18 protein-coding genes and 1 tRNA gene are annotated in these 18,689 nt (G+C 64.2%); 11 read left to right on the plus strand and 8 right to left on the minus strand.

Going from position 1 to position 18,689, the window contains the following annotated elements; genetic code table 11:
* Positions 1-116: 116 nt before the first annotated feature.
* A complete protein-coding gene (locus tag KK488_RS01260) occupies positions 117-1,337 on the plus strand; it encodes a cobalamin-independent methionine synthase II family protein (RefSeq protein WP_214621314.1) in 1,221 nt (406 codons plus the stop codon).
* 126 nt (positions 1,338-1,463) lie between these two features.
* Here KK488_RS01260 and KK488_RS01265 read toward each other — a convergent pair whose 3' ends face one another.
* From KK488_RS01265 to KK488_RS01275, 3 genes are all read right to left on the minus strand, one after another.
* A complete protein-coding gene (locus tag KK488_RS01265) occupies positions 1,464-1,676 on the minus strand; it encodes a hypothetical protein (protein ID WP_214621315.1) in 213 nt (70 codons plus the stop codon).
* A gap of 127 nt (positions 1,677-1,803) precedes the next feature.
* Positions 1,804-1,880: transfer RNA gene (locus KK488_RS01270), tRNA-Pro, on the minus strand.
* A 163-nt stretch (positions 1,881-2,043) separates the two neighbouring features.
* Positions 2,044-2,256, minus strand: a complete 213-nt coding sequence (locus tag KK488_RS01275) for a hypothetical protein (RefSeq protein WP_214621316.1) — start codon at positions 2,254-2,256, stop codon at positions 2,044-2,046.
* 274 nt (positions 2,257-2,530) lie between these two features.
* On the opposite strand from KK488_RS01275, the gene ettA reads away from it, so the two are divergent.
* Positions 2,531-4,210 carry an energy-dependent translational throttle protein EttA gene (gene ettA, locus KK488_RS01280; protein ID WP_214621317.1) on the plus strand — a complete coding sequence of 560 codons (1,680 nt, stop codon included), beginning with the start codon at positions 2,531-2,533 and terminating at the stop codon, positions 4,208-4,210.
* A 13-nt stretch (positions 4,211-4,223) separates the two neighbouring features.
* Here the strand turns inward: ettA and KK488_RS01285 are convergent, their stop codons facing one another.
* Genes KK488_RS01285 through KK488_RS01295 form a run of 3 tightly spaced genes read right to left on the minus strand, consistent with a single transcriptional unit; the run spans position 4,224 to position 5,525 of the window.
* Positions 4,224-4,505 (minus strand): acylphosphatase, encoded by a 282-nt coding sequence (locus tag KK488_RS01285; protein WP_214621318.1) that lies wholly within the window; start codon positions 4,503-4,505, stop codon positions 4,224-4,226.
* 2 nt (positions 4,506-4,507) lie between these two features.
* Positions 4,508-4,891 carry a gamma-glutamylcyclotransferase family protein gene (locus tag KK488_RS01290; RefSeq protein WP_284732108.1) on the minus strand — a complete coding sequence of 128 codons (384 nt, stop codon included), beginning with the start codon at positions 4,889-4,891 and terminating at the stop codon, positions 4,508-4,510.
* Complete coding sequence (locus KK488_RS01295) at positions 4,884-5,525, minus strand: carbonic anhydrase (protein WP_214621320.1); 642 nt, start codon at positions 5,523-5,525, stop codon at positions 4,884-4,886. The genes KK488_RS01290 and KK488_RS01295 overlap by 8 nt, the downstream gene beginning before the upstream one ends.
* A 69-nt stretch (positions 5,526-5,594) precedes the next feature.
* Here KK488_RS01295 and lipA point away from each other — a divergent pair, with 69 nt between their 5' ends.
* Together lipA and KK488_RS01305 are read left to right on the plus strand one after the other, a co-directional pair.
* Positions 5,595-6,527 carry a lipoyl synthase gene (gene lipA, locus KK488_RS01300; protein ID WP_214621321.1) on the plus strand — a complete coding sequence of 311 codons (933 nt, stop codon included), beginning with the start codon at positions 5,595-5,597 and terminating at the stop codon, positions 6,525-6,527.
* Complete coding sequence (locus KK488_RS01305; RefSeq protein ID WP_214621322.1) at positions 6,527-7,003, plus strand: type II toxin-antitoxin system RatA family toxin; 477 nt, start codon at positions 6,527-6,529, stop codon at positions 7,001-7,003. The genes lipA and KK488_RS01305 overlap by 1 nt, the downstream gene beginning before the upstream one ends.
* Here the strand turns inward: KK488_RS01305 and KK488_RS01310 are convergent.
* Both KK488_RS01310 and KK488_RS01315 read right to left on the minus strand, forming a co-directional pair.
* The gene (locus KK488_RS01310; protein WP_214621323.1) at positions 6,949-7,485 is read right to left on the minus strand and encodes a CinA family protein; all 537 of its coding nucleotides are present in this window, start codon (positions 7,483-7,485) and stop codon (positions 6,949-6,951) included. The two genes, KK488_RS01305 and KK488_RS01310, sit on opposite strands and share 55 nt — an antisense overlap.
* Before the next feature lie 251 nt (positions 7,486-7,736).
* The gene (locus KK488_RS01315) at positions 7,737-8,918 is read right to left on the minus strand and encodes a bifunctional 2-C-methyl-D-erythritol 4-phosphate cytidylyltransferase/2-C-methyl-D-erythritol 2,4-cyclodiphosphate synthase (RefSeq protein WP_432653825.1); all 1,182 of its coding nucleotides are present in this window, start codon (positions 8,916-8,918) and stop codon (positions 7,737-7,739) included.
* 397 nt (positions 8,919-9,315) lie between these two features.
* Between KK488_RS01315 and dusB the strand changes: the two genes are divergently transcribed.
* From dusB to hflX, 7 genes are all read left to right on the plus strand, one after another.
* Positions 9,316-10,344: a tRNA dihydrouridine synthase DusB gene (dusB, locus tag KK488_RS01320; protein ID WP_214621324.1), complete on the plus strand. Its 1,029-nt coding sequence runs from the start codon at positions 9,316-9,318 to the stop codon at positions 10,342-10,344.
* A 157-nt stretch (positions 10,345-10,501) separates the two neighbouring features.
* Positions 10,502-11,458 carry a two-component system sensor histidine kinase NtrB gene (locus KK488_RS01325; RefSeq protein WP_250889967.1) on the plus strand — a complete coding sequence of 319 codons (957 nt, stop codon included), beginning with the start codon at positions 10,502-10,504 and terminating at the stop codon, positions 11,456-11,458.
* On the plus strand, positions 11,455-12,906 hold the full coding sequence (ntrC, locus tag KK488_RS01330) for a nitrogen regulation protein NR(I) (protein WP_214621325.1): 1,452 nt from the start codon (positions 11,455-11,457) through the stop codon (positions 12,904-12,906). Before KK488_RS01325 ends, ntrC begins: the two co-directional genes overlap by 4 nt.
* Before the next feature lie 162 nt (positions 12,907-13,068).
* Positions 13,069-15,321 carry a sensor histidine kinase gene (locus KK488_RS01335; RefSeq protein WP_250889968.1) on the plus strand — a complete coding sequence of 751 codons (2,253 nt, stop codon included), beginning with the start codon at positions 13,069-13,071 and terminating at the stop codon, positions 15,319-15,321.
* On the plus strand, positions 15,311-16,678 hold the full coding sequence (gene ntrX / locus KK488_RS01340) for a nitrogen assimilation response regulator NtrX (protein ID WP_214621327.1): 1,368 nt from the start codon (positions 15,311-15,313) through the stop codon (positions 16,676-16,678). The genes KK488_RS01335 and ntrX overlap by 11 nt, the downstream gene beginning before the upstream one ends.
* Positions 16,679-16,823: 145 nt before the next feature.
* Entirely contained in the window at positions 16,824-17,312 is a 489-nt protein-coding gene (gene hfq / locus KK488_RS01345; RefSeq protein ID WP_214621328.1) for an RNA chaperone Hfq, read from the plus strand.
* A gap of 16 nt (positions 17,313-17,328) precedes the next feature.
* A complete protein-coding gene (hflX, locus tag KK488_RS01350) occupies positions 17,329-18,687 on the plus strand; it encodes a GTPase HflX (protein WP_214621609.1) in 1,359 nt (452 codons plus the stop codon).
* The last annotated feature ends 2 nt before the right edge of the window (positions 18,688-18,689 follow it).

Consider the following 18,689-nt stretch of genomic DNA (forward strand, 5'->3'; position numbering starts at 1 on the left):
GGCCGAACTCTCTCTCCTCGGCCCGCAACCTTCAGGCTTTTCGACGAGGGCCTGTGCATCAATGAAGCGATGGGCCTGCGTATCCGGCGGGCCGGCAAGTCAAGGGGTGGATCTTTATGAGGCGTTCGACTGATTATTTTCTGAGCAGCCACGGCGGCAACCTTCCGCTGCCGGACAGCCTCGACAAGCTGATCGCCAACGCCAAGGAGAATGAGGCGGCCATCGCGGCCGAGCTGCCCAAGGCGGTCGACTGGGTCGTCAAGCAGCAGATGGACTGCGGCGTCGATATCATCAACGACGGCGAATATGTGAAGGCGGCGACGCCCGGCACTTATGCCGGATATATCTATGACCGCATGACCGGCTTCAATTCGGTCGACAGGCCGGCGGGTTGGCAGCCCAAGCGCGCCTTCACCGCCGAGCGCGACAAGCGCGATTTCCCGGGCTTCTATGAGTCCGGCCTGTGGTTTTCGGGCTCCGGCGGCCAGCAGCGCCCCGGTTTCGCCAAGCCAGGCAGCGGCGTGCCCGCCTTCATGAACCCTTCGGGCAAGATCCGCGCCTGCAACGAGGCCGTTACCTACAAGGATTATGAGCCAATCAAGAAGGACATCGCCGCTCTCCAGACGGCGCTTGCCGGCAAGTCCGGTGTCGATGGCTTCATCGCCGCACTCGGCCCGCTCAGCACCGGCGCCGGCATGACCAATCTCCATTACAAGGATGAGCGGGACTATATGTTCGCCGTCGCTGACGCGGTGCGCGAGGAATATAAGGCGATCACCGACGCCGGCCTGATCGTTCAGATCGACGAGCCGGAATTCGCGACCACCTGGATGTTCTATCCCGACTGGTCGGTCGAAGAATATCGCAAGCATCTCGATTTCATGGTCGAGATCATCAATCACGCGCTGCGCGGGCTGCCGGAAGAGCAAATCCGCTTCCACATGTGCTGGGGATCGGGCCATCGCCCGCACGTCCACGACATCGAGTTTAAGCATATCGTCGACAAGTTGCTGCAGGTGAACGCGCAGGCTTATTCATTCGAAGCCTCGAACCCGCGTCATGCGCATGAATATCATGTGTTCGAGGATGTGAAGCTGCCCGACGGCAAGATCATCGTGCCGGGCGTGGTCGGGCACTACACCGATCTGGTCGAGCATCCCGAACTGGTCGCCGAGCGCCTCGTCAACTTCGCCAAGCTGGTCGGCATGGAAAATGTCCACGCGGGCACCGATTGTGGCATCGGCTCGCGCGTCGGTCATGAAGAGATCGTCTGGGCGAAGCTCAAGGCCATGTCCGAAGGCTGCCGCATCGCCGGAAAAAGGATGAAGGGCAAGTAAGGCTCGACGTTTGTCGGGTTGGACGCGCAAGTCGAGAAGCGTGGATATATTCTGCGTGTCTCGACTTGAGCGACGAACAGCGCATCGCCATGGGCATTTGCCCCTCGCCCGCGAGGGGCGGCCAATTTAGCTCGGCCTAGCGATCATGAATGCGGTCACCATGTGGTCTTCGCCGGCGGCCTTATAGACGATCGTGCGTCCCTTCGAGGAGGGCCACATGTCGCCGCGCAAGCTGATGACCGAACAATGCCATGCATCGGCGGCCTGCTTGATCTCGGCCCACCAGCTGACTTCATTCCGTCCCGGCTTCATCGTGCAAGCGATGGTTTCCGATCTCATTTGTCGCTCCCGATCCGCGGACTATCCGCGCCGTGGCGCGCGACTGACCCAACCCGGCGCGATGAGGCGCTTGACGGGTCAATAACGGCTTATTGCCGTCCAGCGATCTAAGAAAAATGAACGGAATTGGTCGGGGAGACAGGATTCGAACCTGCGACCCTCTGCTCCCAAAGCAGATGCGCTACCAGGCTGCGCTACTCCCCGACGGTCGCCCGCTTAACCGAGCGGAGCGTAGACGGCAATCTCGCTGATCGAAAGATCGATCAGAAATGACGATGCCGACATGATTATTAGGCCAGACATGATAAGGGCGGCGCCACAATGCGGCACCGCCCTATCAGGTTGCCCGGCCGAAGCCAGTCAGCAATTACTTCGCAGCGTTCGTCGCGTTGGCCATCGCGTTGGTCGCGTTGGCAGCGTTGTCGATCGCATTCGCGGCATTGTCGGTCGCGTTGGCGGCGTTCGCCACTTCGTTCACGACGACTTCGTTAGCCGCATTGTTCGTAGCCGCCGGCTTCTCGCCGCACGCAGCCAGGGTCATCAGCGCAGCAGCGGCGCATGCCACAGCAAACTTCTTCATATTATTTGGCTCCCATAGCAAAGTGCGTGCTCCACTTAAGGGCACGAGCCGCCCAATTACCAAGTGGAGCGGGGAAATCAATAGCTTTATCAACTGGACCAATTAGAAATTCGCCGCGATGCAACAAATTTTCAACAGGCGAACAGGCGTTGGAGGCTTGCGGTCGGCACGAAAATTCCCCGGTCGTGCAGCCGACATTTGCCAAGCGGGGCGGGCTCGGCTAACCGGGCGCGGATTCTCGCACATTCCGCAAGACCCAAGAGGACCCTTTTCGATGGCCGTCCAGTACAGCTTCGTCATGAAAGGTCTCACAAAGACCTTTCCCGGCGCTAACAAGCCGGTTTTCAACAATATTAACCTGCAGTTCCTGCCCGGCACCAAGATCGCCGTGATCGGCGTGAACGGCGCCGGCAAGTCGACGCTGATGAAGGTGATCGCCGGTCTGGACACCGAGTTTCAGGGCGAAGCCTGGGCGGCTGAGGGCATTCGCGTGGGCTATCTCGCGCAGGAGCCGCAGCTCGATGCGAGCAAGACCGTCATCGAAAATGTTAAGGATGGCGTGCGCGGCGTCGCCGATCTGGTCGATCGCTTCAACGAGATCAGCACCATCATGGGCGATCCGCCGGAGGATGTCGATTTCGACGCGCTCATGGAAGAGATGGGCACGCTCCAGGAGAAAATCGACGCGGTCGACGGCTGGACGCTCGACAACCAGCTCGAGATCGCGATGGAGGCGCTGCGTTGTCCGCCCGGTGACTGGTCGGTGGACAATCTGTCCGGCGGCGAGAAGCGCCGCATCGCGCTCTGCCGCCTGCTGCTCGAGAAACCCGAGATCCTGCTGCTCGACGAGCCGACCAACCACCTCGATGCCGAGAGCGTCCAGTGGCTGGAGCAGCATCTGATCAACTATGCCGGCAACGTCATCCTCGTCACCCACGACCGCTACTTCCTCGACAATGTCGTAGGCTGGGTGCTGGAGCTGGATCGCGGCCGGGGCATTCCGTTCGAAGGCAATTATTCCGCCTGGCTCGAAGCCAAGGGCAAGCGGCTGGAGCAGGAAGAGCGTGAGGATGCCGGCCGCCAGAAGGCGATCAAGGAAGAGCTGGAGTGGATCCGCCAGTCGCCCAAGGCGCGGCAGACCAAGAGCAAGGCGCGTATCCGGGCATTCGACGAGCTGGTCGAGAAGCAGGAGAATCGCGCGCCGGGTAAGGCCCAGATCGTCATCCAGACCCCCAAGCGCCTTGGCGGCCAGGTGATCGAGGCGCACGGCCTCACCAAGAGCTATGGCGACAAGCTGCTGTTCGAGAATCTCGACTTCCTGCTGCCGCCCGGCGGCATCGTCGGCGTGATCGGACCGAACGGCGCCGGCAAGTCGACGCTCTTCCGTTTGATCACCGGTCAGGAGCAGCCGGACGAGGGCAGCATCAAGGTCGGCGAGACGGTGCAGCTCGGCTACGTCGACCAAAGCCGTGATTCGCTCGATCCCAATCACAATGTGTGGGAGGAAATCTCCGGCGGCCATGACCTCATGACCATTGGCAAGCACGAGATCCAGACGCGCGCTTATGTCGGCGCGTTCAACTTCAAGGGTGTCGACCAGCAGAAGAAGGTCGGCCAGCTCTCGGGTGGCGAGCGCAACCGCGTCCATCTCGCTAAGATGCTCAAGGAGGGCGGCAACGTCCTCCTGCTCGACGAGCCGACCAACGACCTCGACGTCGAGACGCTCCGCGCGCTGGAAGAGGCGCTGGAGAATTTCGCGGGCTGCGCCGTGGTCATCAGCCACGATCGCTTCTTCCTCGATCGCCTCGCGACCCATATCCTCGCCTTCGAGGGCAACAGCCATGTCGAGTGGTTCGAGGGCAACTTCGAGGCTTATGAGGAGGACAAGCGCCGCCGCCTGGGCGATGCGGCCGATCGCCCGACGCGCCTTGCTTATAAGAAGCTCACGCGCTGATTTTCAGGCGGCCTCAGGCCGTCGATCGCTGATCGAATGTCCTGAGGTCGCCCGGCTCTGCATTCTCGACCTCCACCGAATCGACACGCGCGGCGGGCGGCCCCTGCACAGCCAGCGCCAGGAAATCGGCGACAGCGCCCGCGTCGCCCTGGATCAGCGCCTCGACGTCGCCGTTCAAGCGATTGCACACCCAGCCGGTGAGGCCGAGGCGCTGGGCGGTCGCCACGCTCCAGCTGCGGTAGAACACGCCCTGAACCCGGCCTCTGATGATCAGATGTCTGGCGAGAATCGTCATGCTCAGCGCGTCCGCCAGTTCCCCGTCGCGATGATCGGCTTGTTCGTGACCGTTCGATTATATTCATACGCCAGGCCGCGCCTGCCGCTCATCAGCAGGTCGACTTCGATCCGCCGATACTCCGAACCGGTCGGATTCTCCGGATCGTATAGCTCATAGGCGTCCAACTCCTCGATCAGCCCTGGATCTTCGAAGGAGACAAGTTCGCCATGAACCAGCCCGTGTGGACCGGTAACGAGGCCCGGATAATCGCCGAGATGATAGAGCCGGCCGGTCACGCGCTCCTGCCCGTGCCGGTGCACGCGGGTCTCGAGACCGAGCGCGCGATAGCCGCTCCCCCCACGCATCAGCAAACCATAGACAAACAAAAAGAACGGATCATTCATAGGGCTGGAAGGCGTCCGTCGTCTCGTCGAGCATGTGAAGCACCCCGTCGGATATCGCGAAGAAGGCGCCTTTCAGCGATAAGACGGAGCGGGCTTCCTTTTCCCTTATCCAGGGGAAGGTGCGCAGGTTCTCGAGGCTGACCTTGACCGCCGCCTGTTCCATCGCCCGGCCGGCGATCCGGCCCTGATCCGTGCCGTACCGCGCCACCACCTCGCCCCGCGCATCGTCGAGCATCGAAATCCAGCTCGCGATGAAGCCGCCTTCGCCGATCGGCGCGTCGTGCAGTTCCCGGGTCAGCGCCGCCTTGCAGCCGCCGCACAGGCCATGGCCCATGACGACGATCTCTTCGACGCCGAGCACCTGGACGGCGAACTCGACCGCCGCCGACACGCCGTGGCGCCCGGGATTCGTCTCGTAGGGCGGCACCAAAGCGGCGACGTTGCGCACCACGAAGATCTCGCCCGGATTGGTGTCGAAGATCTGCGCCGGCTCGACCCGGCTGTCCGAACAGGCGATGATCATGACGCGCGGGCTCTGGCCATCGGCCAGTTCGTCCCAGCGCGCGCGTTGATTGGCCCAGCCGGTTTCGCGGAACCGGCGATAGCCGTCGAGCATGTCTGTGAATGTCACCATGATAGGGATTTCGTCTGACGATTTTCCTCGGGGCTGGCAACTGCGCACTGCCAGCGCTATCTGCACCTCATGAACGACCTGTCATCCGAGCCGCGCGGGCTCAATCCGCGCAAGCCCGACTGGATCCGCGTCAAGGCGCCCGTCAGCAAGGGGTATGAGGCGACTCGCAAGCTGATGCGCGACAAGGGCCTCGCCACCGTCTGCGAGGAAGCGGCCTGCCCCAACATCGGCGAGTGCTGGACCAGGAAGCACGCAACGGTGATGATCCTGGGCGATACTTGCACCCGCGCCTGCGCCTTCTGCAACGTCAAGACCGGCATGCCGCGCCCCGTCGACCCGCGCGAGCCGCAGAATCTCGCCGATGCCTGCGCGGAGATGGGCCTGGAGCATATCGTCGTGACCTCGGTCGATCGTGACGATCTGCCGGACGGTGGTGCACGCCAGTTCGTCAAGGTGATCGAGGCGCTGCGCAAGACCACGCCGGCCACGACGATCGAAATCCTCACGCCCGACTTCCGCAACAAGCATGAGGCCGCCGTCGAGGCGATCGTCGCGGCCCGGCCGGACGTCTATAATCACAATCTGGAGACGGTGCCCAGGCTCTACCCGACCATCCGCCCCGGCGCGCGCTATTATGCCTCGCTGCGCCTGCTGGAAATGGTCAAGCGGCTCGATCCCTCCATCTTCACCAAGTCGGGCATCATGCTCGGCCTGGGGGAGGAGCGACTCGAAGTGCATCAGGTGATGGACGACATGCGCTCGGCCGATGTCGACTTTCTCACGATGGGCCAATATCTGCGCCCGACGCCCAAACATGCCGCCGTGCAGGAGTTCGTCACGCCGCAGGGCTTCAAGGCCTATGGCTCGATCGCACGGGCCAAGGGCTTCCTGCAGGTCGCCTCCAGCCCGCTGACCCGCTCCAGCTATCACGCAGGCGAGGATTTCGCGCAGATGCGCGCAGCGCGGGAGGCTGCGCTGGCGAAGTCCGCCGCGAAGGTCTGATGCCCAAGCACGCCGAGACGCGCCGGCTGCCTTACACGCCAGAGCAGATGTTCGATCTCGTGGCGGATGTCGCGGCCTATCCGCAATTCCTGCCCTGGGTGAGCGCGATCCGCATCCGCTCGGATAGCGAGAGCGAGATGCTCGCCGACATGATCGTCGGCTTCAAGAGTCTGCGCGAGACCTTCACCTCGCGCGTGGTCAAGCAGCGCCCGGCCCATGTTCATGTCGATTATATCGACGGGCCGCTCAAGCATCTCAGCAATGACTGGCGCTTCCGTGACGACGGGACAGGGGGCGTGCTGATCGATTTCGAAGTCGATTTCGCCTTCAAGAATCGCGTGTTCGAGATGATCGCCGGCCAGATGTTCCATCGCGCCTTGCGCAAGATGATCGGCGCGTTCGAGGAGCGCGCCGCCTTACTCTATGCGTCGGGCACTTCCGGCAGCAGCAATTCCAGCGCGCAAAGCGCTGCCTGAAGGCGAATCTTCGCTCGGCCTTCATTGTCGAACCGGCGCAGGTCCGCCACGACATTCTCGCTGTCACAGTCCTGCTCGGCCCGCGCGAAGACGACGGTGCCGACCGGCTTCATCTCCGATCCGCCGTCCGGCCCGGCGATGCCCGTGATCGAGACGGCGATGTCCGCGCCGCTGCGCTTGAGCGCACCTTGCGCCATGGCCCAGGCGGTGGCGATGGAGACCGCGCCGAACGTATCGAGCACATCCTCGCTGACGCCAAGCAATGCCATCTTCTGCGCGTTGGAATAAGTGACGATGCCGGCCTCGAACACCGCTGAGGATCCGGGAATTTCGGTGAGCGCGGCGGAGACGAGGCCGCCCGTGCAGCTCTCGGCAACGACGATGCGCCGCCCGATCGCCTTGTTGGCCTCGATCACCCGGCGCGCGAGCGACACCAGCTCCTCGGGCAACAGCACCGTCCCGGCGTTTTCGACCTCGGTCATGTCGGCTCCATGAGCCGATCCGCGCCAAAAGCCAATGGCATTTATGCTGCCACACGCCGGGCCGGCGGGGATGTTGTCCGGCGACAGGCTATCCCTGATCATCTCGCAACACATGTCGCGTCACCGCGCCGCTCGTGCCGCGCGGAAATGGTGTAGGGAGCGGACCCGCCAGTTCCTCCCCAAGCTTGCTTGGGGAGGAACGAAAAGACGACAATCTTGTCGCATCTCCAATCCACTTTCCGGGTCCGAGCCTATTTCCTCTCCGGCAAGCTGATCGTCGCCACCGCCTGCGCCGCGATCCCTTCGCCCCGGCCGGTGAGGCCCAGCCGTTCCGTTGTCGTCGCCTTGACGCTCACCCGGTCCTCCGGCAATCCCATGAGTTCCGCCAGTCGCGCGCGCATGGCGTCGCGGTGCGGGCCGATCTTCGGCGCCTCGCAGATGATGGTGAGATCGGCATGGTCGATCCGGCCGCCCCGTGCCCGTACCCGTTCGACGGCGAAGGCAAGGAACTGCGCCGAGCGCGCCCCGCGCCATTGCGGATCGCTCGGCGGGAAATGGCTGCCAATGTCCCCCTCCGCCAGTGCGCCGAGCAGGGCATCGACCAGCGCATGGATCGCCACGTCGGCATCGCTGTGGCCGAAAAGGCCATGGCTGTGCGGGATCTGCACGCCGCCGAGCCACAAGTCCTCGCCGGCGACGAGGCGATGCACGTCGAACCCGAGACCAACGCGCACGCTCATCGCCGCGCCAAGCTGCCGTTCCATCCGCTCATGGTCTCCGGGATAGGTGATCTTATCGAGACGCGGGTCGCCCTCAACCAGCGCGATGTCATGGCCGAGCGCGCGGAGCATCTGCGCATCGTCGGTCGGCTCATCCGGCGCCGACCAGTCCCGGTGCGCCGTGAGGATCGCCGGGAAGTCGAAAGCCTGCGGCGTCTGCACCCGGCGCAGCGGCGCGCGATCGACGGTATCCCCGGACAGGCCGTCCTGATCCGTGATCAGCGTATCGGCCACCGGCAGCACCGGCATCGTACCGGCCGCACCGGCCTCCAGCGCCGCGATCAGCCGGTTGATCACGGAGGAGGGGAGACCGGGTCGGGCGCTGTCATGGACAAGCACGTGGCTGGGCGTGGAATCACCTGCGGCCAACGCCTCCAGCGCATTGCGGACGGAGAGGCGGCGCGTTTCGCCGCCTTCGACGATCGTCAGCCCCTTCGCGTCGGCGCCGAGCAGCGTGCGCGCTTCATCAATTCCGCCAGGCGGCACGACCAAGACGACCCTGTCGATCCGGTCATGACGTCGCATAGCCTCGATCGAGTGCGCGAGGACCGGCTGTCCGCCGAGCAGCCGAAACTGCTTGGGGCTGCCGGCCCCGCTGCGCGAGCCCCTCCCGGCGGCAAGGACGATCGCGGCGAGTGACGAAACCATGGACATGACATGCGCTTAGAAGCTGCGCTCGCGTGGCGAAAGCGCAATGTGACTGTCCTATCCGGCTCGCGCCATGGCATGATCCCCGAGCGACGCTCGCCGCCCACCGCTCTTTGATGCCGTGAACCTTCTGTCCGATCCAAGCCGTCCTGCGCGCTAGGAGCGGACTTTTACATCATGCCATGCGTCACACGTGCGATGTTCCTGAAGTTTCATCCGCTATTTCCCGGAAAACCGTCATTTCGTTGAATCGAAACCTCATCCGTGACCCTTTACCAACTCTCTTTTCGCTCGCAATCCGTCCCAAAGAGGCGACACAGGGCACGGATTGCCGCTCCGGCGAACCTTGCGGCTCCCCTCCATTCGCGCTAAGGGCTGCCTGTTTTTTAGGCACCAGAAGATCATGACATTGCTCAAGCCCATCCAGATCGGCCCGGTCACGGTCGACATGCCGGTCGTTCTCGCGCCGATGACGGGCGTCACCGACATGCCGTTCCGCACGCTGGTGCGCCGTTACGGTTCGGGCCTCAACGTGACCGAGATGATCGCCTCGCCGGCGATGATCCGCGAGACGCGCCAGTCGCTGCAGAAGGCGGCCTGGCATCCGCTGGAGGAGCCGGTCTCGCTCCAGCTCGCCGGCTGCCAACCCACCGAGATGGCCGAGGCCGCCAAGCTCAATGCCGATCGCGGTGCGGCGATCATCGACATCAACATGGGCTGCCCGGTCAAGAAGGTGGTCAATGGCGATGCCGGATCGGCGCTGATGCGTGACCTGCCGCTCGCCGCCAGCCTGATCAAGGCGACGGTCGAGGCGGTCGACGTGCCGGTCACGGTCAAGATGCGCATGGGCTGGTGCCATGAGAGCCTCAACGCGCCCGAGCTTGCCCGCATCGCCGAGGATCTCGGCGCGAAGATGATCACGGTCCACGGCCGCACCCGCAACCAGATGTACAAAGGCGCGGCCGACTGGGCTTTCGTTGCGAAGGTCAAGGCGGCGGTGAAGCTGCCCGTCATCGTCAATGGCGACATCTGCTCGATCGAAGATGCCAAGACCGCGCTTGCCCAGAGCGGCGCGGACGGCGTGATGATCGGCCGCGGCGCCTATGGCAAGCCATGGCTGCTCGGCCAGGTGATGGAAGCGCTATCCACCGGCATCGTGCGCGCCGATCCGGATATCGGCGAGCAATATGCCGTCATTATCGAGCATTATCGCGCGATGCTCGACCATTATGGCGAACTGACCGGGGTCAACATGGCCCGCAAGCATCTCGGCTGGTACACCAAGGGCCTGCCGGGCTCGGCCGAGTTCCGCAACGCCGTCAATCAGGTGCCGGCGGCGGGCAAGGTGATCGACATGCTGGCGCGCTTCTACGAGCCATTCCTGAACCGGCCCGAGCTGGCGGAGCGGGACACGATCCGCGACGCCGCCTGAGCCGGGGAGAGGCGCCCTGGCAATCCCCAACTTCCCCGCGAAGGGCGGCATTCCCGCCGCCGCCGAGCTCATCTCGGCGCATCCCATTGCGACGCTGCTGATCGATCCCAACGGACGCATCGTCAGCGCCAACGCCCGCGCGGAGTCGCTGCTCAACATGGCCCGCTCAGCGCTGGTCGGCAGCGTGGTCGGGCGTGTCCTGCGCATCGCCGATCCGCGCATGGACACCGCGATCTGGATGACAGACAAGCCGCTCTCGGCTTACGACATCCAAGTCCATGCCGGGCGCAACGAAGCGGTGGAGATGGATATCCTCATCCATCCGCTGCTCGAAGATGAGCGCTGGCGCATCGTCGCGCTCCATGTCCATGGTCAGACTCAGTCGCTGGGGATGCGCCGCGCTTCGATGGGCGCGCGCTCGGCGACCGGCGCCGCAGCGATGCTGGCGCATGAGATCAAGAATCCGCTCTCCGGTATCCGCGGCGCGGCCCAGTTGCTCGAAGGCGACGCCGGCGAGTCGACCCGGCCGCTCACCAAGCTGATCATTGATGAGGTCGACCGGATCGCGGCCCTGATTGACCGGATGCAGAGCTTCACCAGCAATCAGCCACTCGAATGTCGGCCGGAGAACATCTATCCCTTGCTCGACCGCGCGGTCGAGATCGCCTCGGCCGGCTTCGCGCGCGGCTGCGAGATCACGCGGACCTACGACCCTTCGCTGCCCTTCGCCCAGATCAATGGCGACGCCTTCGTCCAGATCATGCTCAATCTCGTGAAGAACGCAGTTGAGGCTGTGGACGGCGTCGAGGATGCCACGGTCCAGGTCGCTACCGCCTATCGCCATGGCCTCTCGGTCCTCTCAACGAAGGGGAAGGGGACATCGCCGCTGCAAATCGAGATCCAGGTGATCGACAATGGCCCGGGCGTGCCGGAAAATATCCGCGACGTGCTGTTCAATCCCTTCATCTCGAACAAGCGCAGCGGGCAGGGGCTCGGCCTGGCGCTGGTCGACAAGCTGGTGCGCGACATGAACGGCCTCGTCCAATATGAGCGCGATCAGGCCGCCGGCCGCTCGATCTTCCGGCTATTGCTGCCGATGGGAGTCCAGTCATGACCCGATTGACCGGCAAGATTCTCGTTGTCGATGACGATCCCGCCATCTGCATGGTCATCTCCGAGGCGCTGAAGCGCCAGGGCCACATCGTGCGCACCGTCGGCTCCATCGCCGAGCGCCGCGAAGCACTGCCGATCTTCGCACCGGACGTGCTGATCACCGACGTCATGCTGCCCGATGGCGACGGTCTCGACGACGTCGCCGCGATTCTGGCGCAGGAGCCGGATCTCAAGGTCATCATCCTCTCGGCGCAGAACACGCTCAACACCGCCGTCCGCGCAACGGGGCAGGGCGCCTTCGAATATCTCCCCAAACCCTTCGACCTCAACGAGCTGAGCCGCGCCGTGACGGAAGCGATGAGCGTTCGCTCGAGCAGCAGCGCACCCGAACCGGGCGAGGGCAGCGGCGGCGAGGAATTGCCGCTGATCGGCCGCTCGGCCCAGATGCAGGAAGTCTATCGCACCATCGCGCGCGTGGTCGGCAATGATCTCAACATCCTGGTGCTCGGCGAATCAGGCACCGGCAAGGAGCTGGTCGCCGAGGCGATCCACAGCCTTGGCCCCCGGCGCAGCCAGCCTTTCGTCGCGATCAACATGGCGGCGATTCCGCGCGAGCTGATCGAGGCCGAGCTGTTCGGCTATGAACGCGGCGCCTTCACTGGCGCGGTGGCGCGCTCGGCCGGCAAGTTTGAGCAAGCCGAGGGCGGCACATTGTTCCTCGACGAGATCGGCGACATGCCGATGGACGCCCAGACCCGCCTGCTGCGCGTGCTCCAATCCGGCGAGGTCACGACCGTCGGCGGCACGCGGCCGGTGCGCGTCAATGTCCGCATCATCGCCGCGACCAATCAGGATCTCCCGAACCTGATCGCCGACGGACGCTTCCGCGAGGATCTCTTCTATCGCCTTAATGTCGTACCGATCCGGCTACCGGCGCTGCGTGAGCGCGCGGGCGACGTGCCGCTCCTCGCGCGCCATTTCCTGGATCAGGCGGCCGTCGGCGGTCTCCCGCGCAAAACGCTCTCGGCCGAAGCCGCCGGGCTGCTGGAGCTCTACGACTGGCCGGGCAATGTCCGCGAACTGCAAAATCTGATGAAGCGGCTGACCGTGCTGACCCGCGATCAGGAGATTCAGGTCCAGCATCTGCGCCAGGTGCTGACCTTCGCCGAGTCGCTCGGCGGCCCCGCCGGCACCGGCACCGTGGACCTCCGCGAAGCGGCGCGGCGGTGGTCACGCGAACAGCTTGCGATCGGCGCCGGCGTTAATCCGAGCGAACTGCACGACAAGCTGCTCGCCGTGATCGAGCCAGTCCTGCTCGGCGAGACGCTGGCGGCGATGGACGGCAACCAGATCCGCGCGGCTGCCACGCTCGGCATGAACCGGAACACGCTTCGCAAGAAGCTGACTCATTACGATATCGATCCGGCCATGCCGCTGCGGGAACGATAAGAATCGGAAACGAAGCACTTTTCTCCTGCCCGCCGCTTGCCGATCGATGATGATGTGACATTTCCGTTACGGAATCTCGGCTCGTCCGAAAGCGTGTTTTCAGAGCCACGGCGATGTTGTACCGTTGCCACGATGGACCAGCGAGCCGCAATGCACGGAGGGATGGACGAGTCGCCGCCGACCCTGTTTGGCTCGCCGCGTCTTGGTCGCCTGGCCGAAGTGCTGGCGCTGCTTACGCTGCTCGCGACCGCCGGCTTCACCTATTGGCTGATCAGCCGTCCGCAGCAGATCGATACGCTGCTGAGCGCTGCGGTGGTCGCACTGCTGCTTGTCCTCAATCTGCTGCCGGCGATCATCCTGCTGGTCCTGATCGGCCAGCGTATCGCGCGCAGGCGCGCCGAGCGCAGTCTGGTCGGCGGAGGCGGGAAGCTCCACGTCCGACTCGTCGCCCTGTTCTCGATCACCGCGAGCGTGCCGCTCCTGCTCGTCGTGATCTTCGCTTCGCTGTTGTTCCAATATGGCGTGCAGTTCTGGTTTTCATCCGACGCGCGCGGCATGCTCCAGAATGCCAGCGATCTGGCACGCGGCTATTATCAGTCGAACATCAAGGAGACCGGCGACGAGACAGTCACGATGGCCGGGGACCTGCGCGACTATCTCTCGCAGTCCAACATTTCGAGCCCATCCTTCGCCGAGGGCTATGTTTATCAGGTCGTGACGCGCAAGCTCAACCGCTCGGCGATCATCGAAATTGGAAGGGATGGGGTCGCGCGCACCGCGGCGACGGTCGATCCCGAGCGGCGCACGGCGACCGATGTGCTGACGCCCGAGATCATCAAGGAGCTGCGCACCGGCGAGTCGGTGGTGGTCAAGGCCAAGCCGGACCAGATCGAGGCTTTCACCTTGCTCTATCCCGGCTCCAACACCTTCCTCTACGCCACCCGCGATTCGGCCGTGTCCGCGTTCAGCCAGATGAAGCGCGCACAGCAGGTGCTTGCCGGCTACGAGGAATTCGCCGCCCGTTCGCGCCAGCTTCAGCTCCGCTTCAACATCCTCCTGTTCCTCGGCACATTGGCACTGGTGGGGATCGCGGTGTGGATCGCACTCCTTGTCGCCGACCGGCTCGTGCGCCCGGTCGGCGAATTGGTCGACGCCGCGCGCCGGGTGACTGCCGGCGATCTCTCCACCCGCGTCACCGACACACATGCCCGCGACGAGCTCGGCACGCTCGCCAGCGCCTTCAATCGCATGACGCAGCGGCTCGAGGCGCAGACCGGCGCACTGGTCTCCGCCAATGGTCAGCTCGCCAACCGCCGGGCGCTGATCGAAGCCGTGCTGTCCGGCGTCAGCGCCGGCGTCATCTCGGTCGATCAGCATGGCGTCATCCAGCTTCTCAACAGCTCGGCGGCGGCGCTGCTGGTCAAGCCGGGCGAACAGGCGGCGGGGCAACCGCTTGCCGAATTTTCAGAAGAGCTTGCCGCGCTCATGGCAGCGGGCACCGGATCCGACATCATTCAGATCCGTGCCGGTGGAGAGATCCGCACCCTGGCCGTGCGCGTGGTGGCCGAGGGCGGTAACCGCGTGCTGACCTTTGATGATATTACCGAGCAGCTGCTCGACCAGCGCCGCGCTGCGTGGTCGGACGTGGCGCGCCGGATCGCGCACGAGATCAAGAATCCGCTCACCCCCATCCAGCTCGCGGCCGAGCGGCTCCAGCGCCGCTACGCCAAGGAAATCTCGTCCGATCCCGGCACCTTCAAACGCCTCACCGAAACGATCGTCCGGCAGGTAGGTGACCTGCGGCGCATCGTTGACGAATTCACATCCTTCGCGCGTATGCCAAAGCCGGTGTTCCGCGAGGAAGCAGTGATCGACATCGCGCGCCATGCCATGTTCCTGCACGAAGTCGCGCATCCGGAGATCGCCTTTTCCTTTCTGAGCGCGGAAGCCGAACCGATGCTGGTTTGTGATCGTCGTCAGATCGGCCAGGCACTGACGAACATCGTCAAGAACGCGGTCGAGGCGATCGAGCAACGACACCTGGCCGAGATCGGCGAGGGACAAGGCGACTCTCTGGCGGGCAAGACATCTCCGATCGGTCATATTGGCATGACCATCGACCGCGAGGATGGCGAGATCGTGCTGCGCCTAATCGACGATGGCGTCGGCTTGCCGGATCAGCGGGATCGGATCGTCGAGCCTTATATGACCACCCGCGCGAAAGGCACGGGGCTCGGGCTCGCGATCGTCAAGAAGATTATCGAGGAGCATTTCAGCACGATCAGCTTCGGCGATGCGCCGAGCGGGGGCACGATCGTGACGTTGCGCTTCGATGTAGCGAGGCTGGCGCGGCTGGCCGAAGAGGGCGAGGGGCAGCCCGGAGATTCCACGAAAGAGACGTTGAATGGCGCTTGATATTCTGATTGTCGATGATGAGGCTGACATCCGCGAGCTGGTTGCCGGGGTGCTGCAGGATGAGGGCTTCGAGACCCGCCTCGCGGCGAGCAGCGACGAGGCGCTGGAAGCGCTGGCGACGCGGCGCCCCTCGCTGGTCCTGCTTGACGTCTGGCTGCAAGGCTCACGGCTGGATGGCCTTGAACTGCTCGAAGAGATCAAGCAGCGCGATGCCACCATCCCCGTGCTGATGATTTCAGGCCACGGCAACATCGACACGGCCGTCGCGGCGATCCGTCGCGGTGCCGTCGATTTCATCGAGAAGCCGTTCGAGTCGGACCAGTTGCTCCACATTGTCGCGCGCGCCACGGAAACCGAGCGGCTGCGGCGCGAAAACCAGACCCTGCGCGCCCGCTTCGGCCAGGAAGAAGAGCTCACCGGCACCAGCAACGCGATCAACAGCGTTCGTGCCACGATCAAGAAAGTCGCCGCCACGGGCAGCCGGGTGCTCATCACCGGCCCGGCGGGCGTCGGCAAGGAAGTCGCGGCGCGTATGCTCCATAACTGGTCCGGCCGCACGGACGGTCCGTTCGTCATCGTCACGGCGGCGCGCATCGAACCCGAGCGCGCGGAAGAGGCGCTGTTCGGCGTCGAGGGCACGGATGGGGTGATCCGTCCCGGCCTGCTGGAACAGGCGCATGGCGGCACCTTGTTCCTGGACGAAATCGCCGACATGCCGCTCACCACGCAGGGCAAGATCCTGCGGGTACTGACCGACCAGAGCTTCACGCGAATCGGTGGCCAACGGCAGGTTCGCGTCGACATTCGCGTCATTTCCTCGACCGCGCGCGATCTCAAGGAAGAGATCGCACAGCGGAACTTCCGCGAGGATCTCTATTACCGCCTCAATGTCGTGCCGCTCGTCATCCCGCCGCTGGCCGAGCGCCGCGATGACATTCCTGGCCTCGTCGAGCATTATCTCGCGCGATTCGCCGCCGAGCGCGGCATGCCCGCGCCGCAGATGGCGGCCAATGCGATGGCCGCGCTGCAATCCTCAGACTGGCCCGGCAATGTCCGGCAGTTGCGCAACGTGGTTGAGCGCACCATCATCCTCGCGCCGATGCAGCCCGGCGGCACGATCGAGCTCGACATGCTGCCGGTGGAAGCCACGGGCAACAATGACGATGCCGGCCTGTCCAGCGCGATCATGGGAGCGCCGCTGCGCGAGGCCCGCGAGAATTTCGAGCGGGAATATCTGCGCGTCCAGATCAAGCGCTTCTCCGGGAACATCTCCCGCACCGCCGCGTTCATCGGCATGGAACGCTCCGCCCTGCATCGGAAGCTCAAGTCACTGGGGCTGGGCGAGGGGAGGGACTGAAGCCGGTTGCCGCAATTTGTGCAGTGCGGCAAAGGTGGCTAGATTTCCCAGGGAGAATCGCCTAGGTTCAAAGCGTCTGGGTAGACAATCGATATCCAAATTGGATGCGATGCGGGCCATGACCCGCCAATAATGGAGTAATAAAATGGCCGATAAGCTCAATAATCTCCAGGATATCTTCCTCAACAGTCTCCGCAAGAGCAAGACGCCCGTCACCATGTTTCTCGTCAAGGGCGTGAAACTGCAAGGCATCGTCACCTGGTTCGACAATTTCTCGGTGCTCCTGCGCCGCGACGGCCAGACGCAGCTCGTCTACAAGCACGCCATCTCGACGGTCATGCCCGCGCACCCAATCGATCTCTCGCGGATCGAGTCCGCCTTCTCCGCCAATGAGCGCAAGCCCAAACTGCTGCAGGAGATCTTCCTGTCCGCGGTCCACAAGTCGGGCGAGCCGGTGACGATGTTCCTGGTGAACGGCGTCATGCTCCAGGGCGACATTTCGGCATTCGATCTATTCTGCATGCTTCTGCAGCGCGACGGCCTCGTCCAGCTCGTATATAAGCATGCCATCTCCACCGTTCAGCCGCTGCATCCGCTCGATCTCTCAGGGGAGGGTGAGGATGACCAGGACTGAGCTGCGAGCCTGAGCCATCGCCCACTTCAGCGAACGTGAAGAAGTCTCGCGCGGCGCCCGCGCGCTGGTCGTTCATGCCGATCTCGGCGGGCGGCAGCGTCGCGATGTGTCCGCGCGGCTCGAGGAGGCGCGGGGACTTGCCGTGGCGATCGGTCTCGATGTGGTCCATGCGGCGGTCTATCGCCTGCGCCAATCGCGCCCGGCGACCCTGTTCGGCTCGGGACAGGTGGAGGAGATTGGCGGGCTGATCGAGGAGACGAAGGCCGAGCTTGTCGTCGTCGACAACAGCCTGAGCCCGGTTCAGCAGAGCAATCTCGAAAAGGCCTGGGGCGCCAAGGTGATCGATCGTACCGGGCTCATCCTTGAAATCTTTGGGGAGCGCGCTGCGACAGCCGAGGGGCGGCTGCAGGTCGAGCTCGCCCATCTCGATTATCAGGCCGGCCGCCTGGTGCGCAGTTGGACCCACCTCGAGCGCCAGCGCGGCGGCTTCGGCTTCCTGGGCGGCCCAGGCGAGACCCAGATCGAGGCCGATCGGCGCATGATCCGCGATCGCATGGCGCGCATCCGCCGGGAGCTGGACCAGGTCACGCGCACGCGCGGCTTGCATCGGGCGCGACGGCAGCGCGCGCCCTGGCCCGTCATCGCTCTGGTTGGCTACACCAATGCCGGCAAATCGACACTGTTCAATCGGCTGACCGGCGCCGATGTGCTGGCGCAGGACATGCTCTTCGCGACGCTCGATCCCACGATGCGCCAGATCAGCCTGCCGGGCATCGACAAGGCGATCCTGTCCGATACGGTGGGCTTCGTCTCTGATCTGCCGCACCAGCTTATCGCGGCCTTCCGCGCGACGCTGGAGGAAGTCCTGTCGGCCGATCTCATCCTCCACGTCCGGGATATCGCGCATCCCGACAGCGATGCGCAGAAGGAAGATGTGCTCGATGTGCTCTCCGGGCTCGGTGCCGCACCGGACGAGGAGGGGACAACCGATGCCGAGGGGCAGGGCAGTGCCGCACCGATGATCGAGGTCTGGAACAAGGCCGATCTTATCGAGGATCCCGAGCATCGCGCCGCGATCGAGGCGCGCGCGGCGCAGCTTGGTGATGTCGCGCTGGTGTCGGCGCTGACCGGCGAGGGCATCGATGCGCTCAAGCGGCAGCTTGCGGACATATTGGGGAAGGGCCATCGCCGCTACGAGATCGTATTGGACGGCGGCGACGGTGCCGCGCTGGCCTGGCTGCACGGCCATGGCGACGTGCTGTCCGAGGAGCATGACGCGTCCGGCGACACCGCGACGGTCACGCTCTCGGTCCGCATGGATCCCGCCGATCATGAGCGGTTCCTCCGGCAATTCGGCGCGGGCTTACCAGGCTGACG

This window comes from Sphingobium nicotianae, from assembly GCF_018603885.1.
Taxonomy (GTDB): Bacteria; Pseudomonadota; Alphaproteobacteria; order Sphingomonadales; family Sphingomonadaceae; genus Sphingobium; species Sphingobium nicotianae.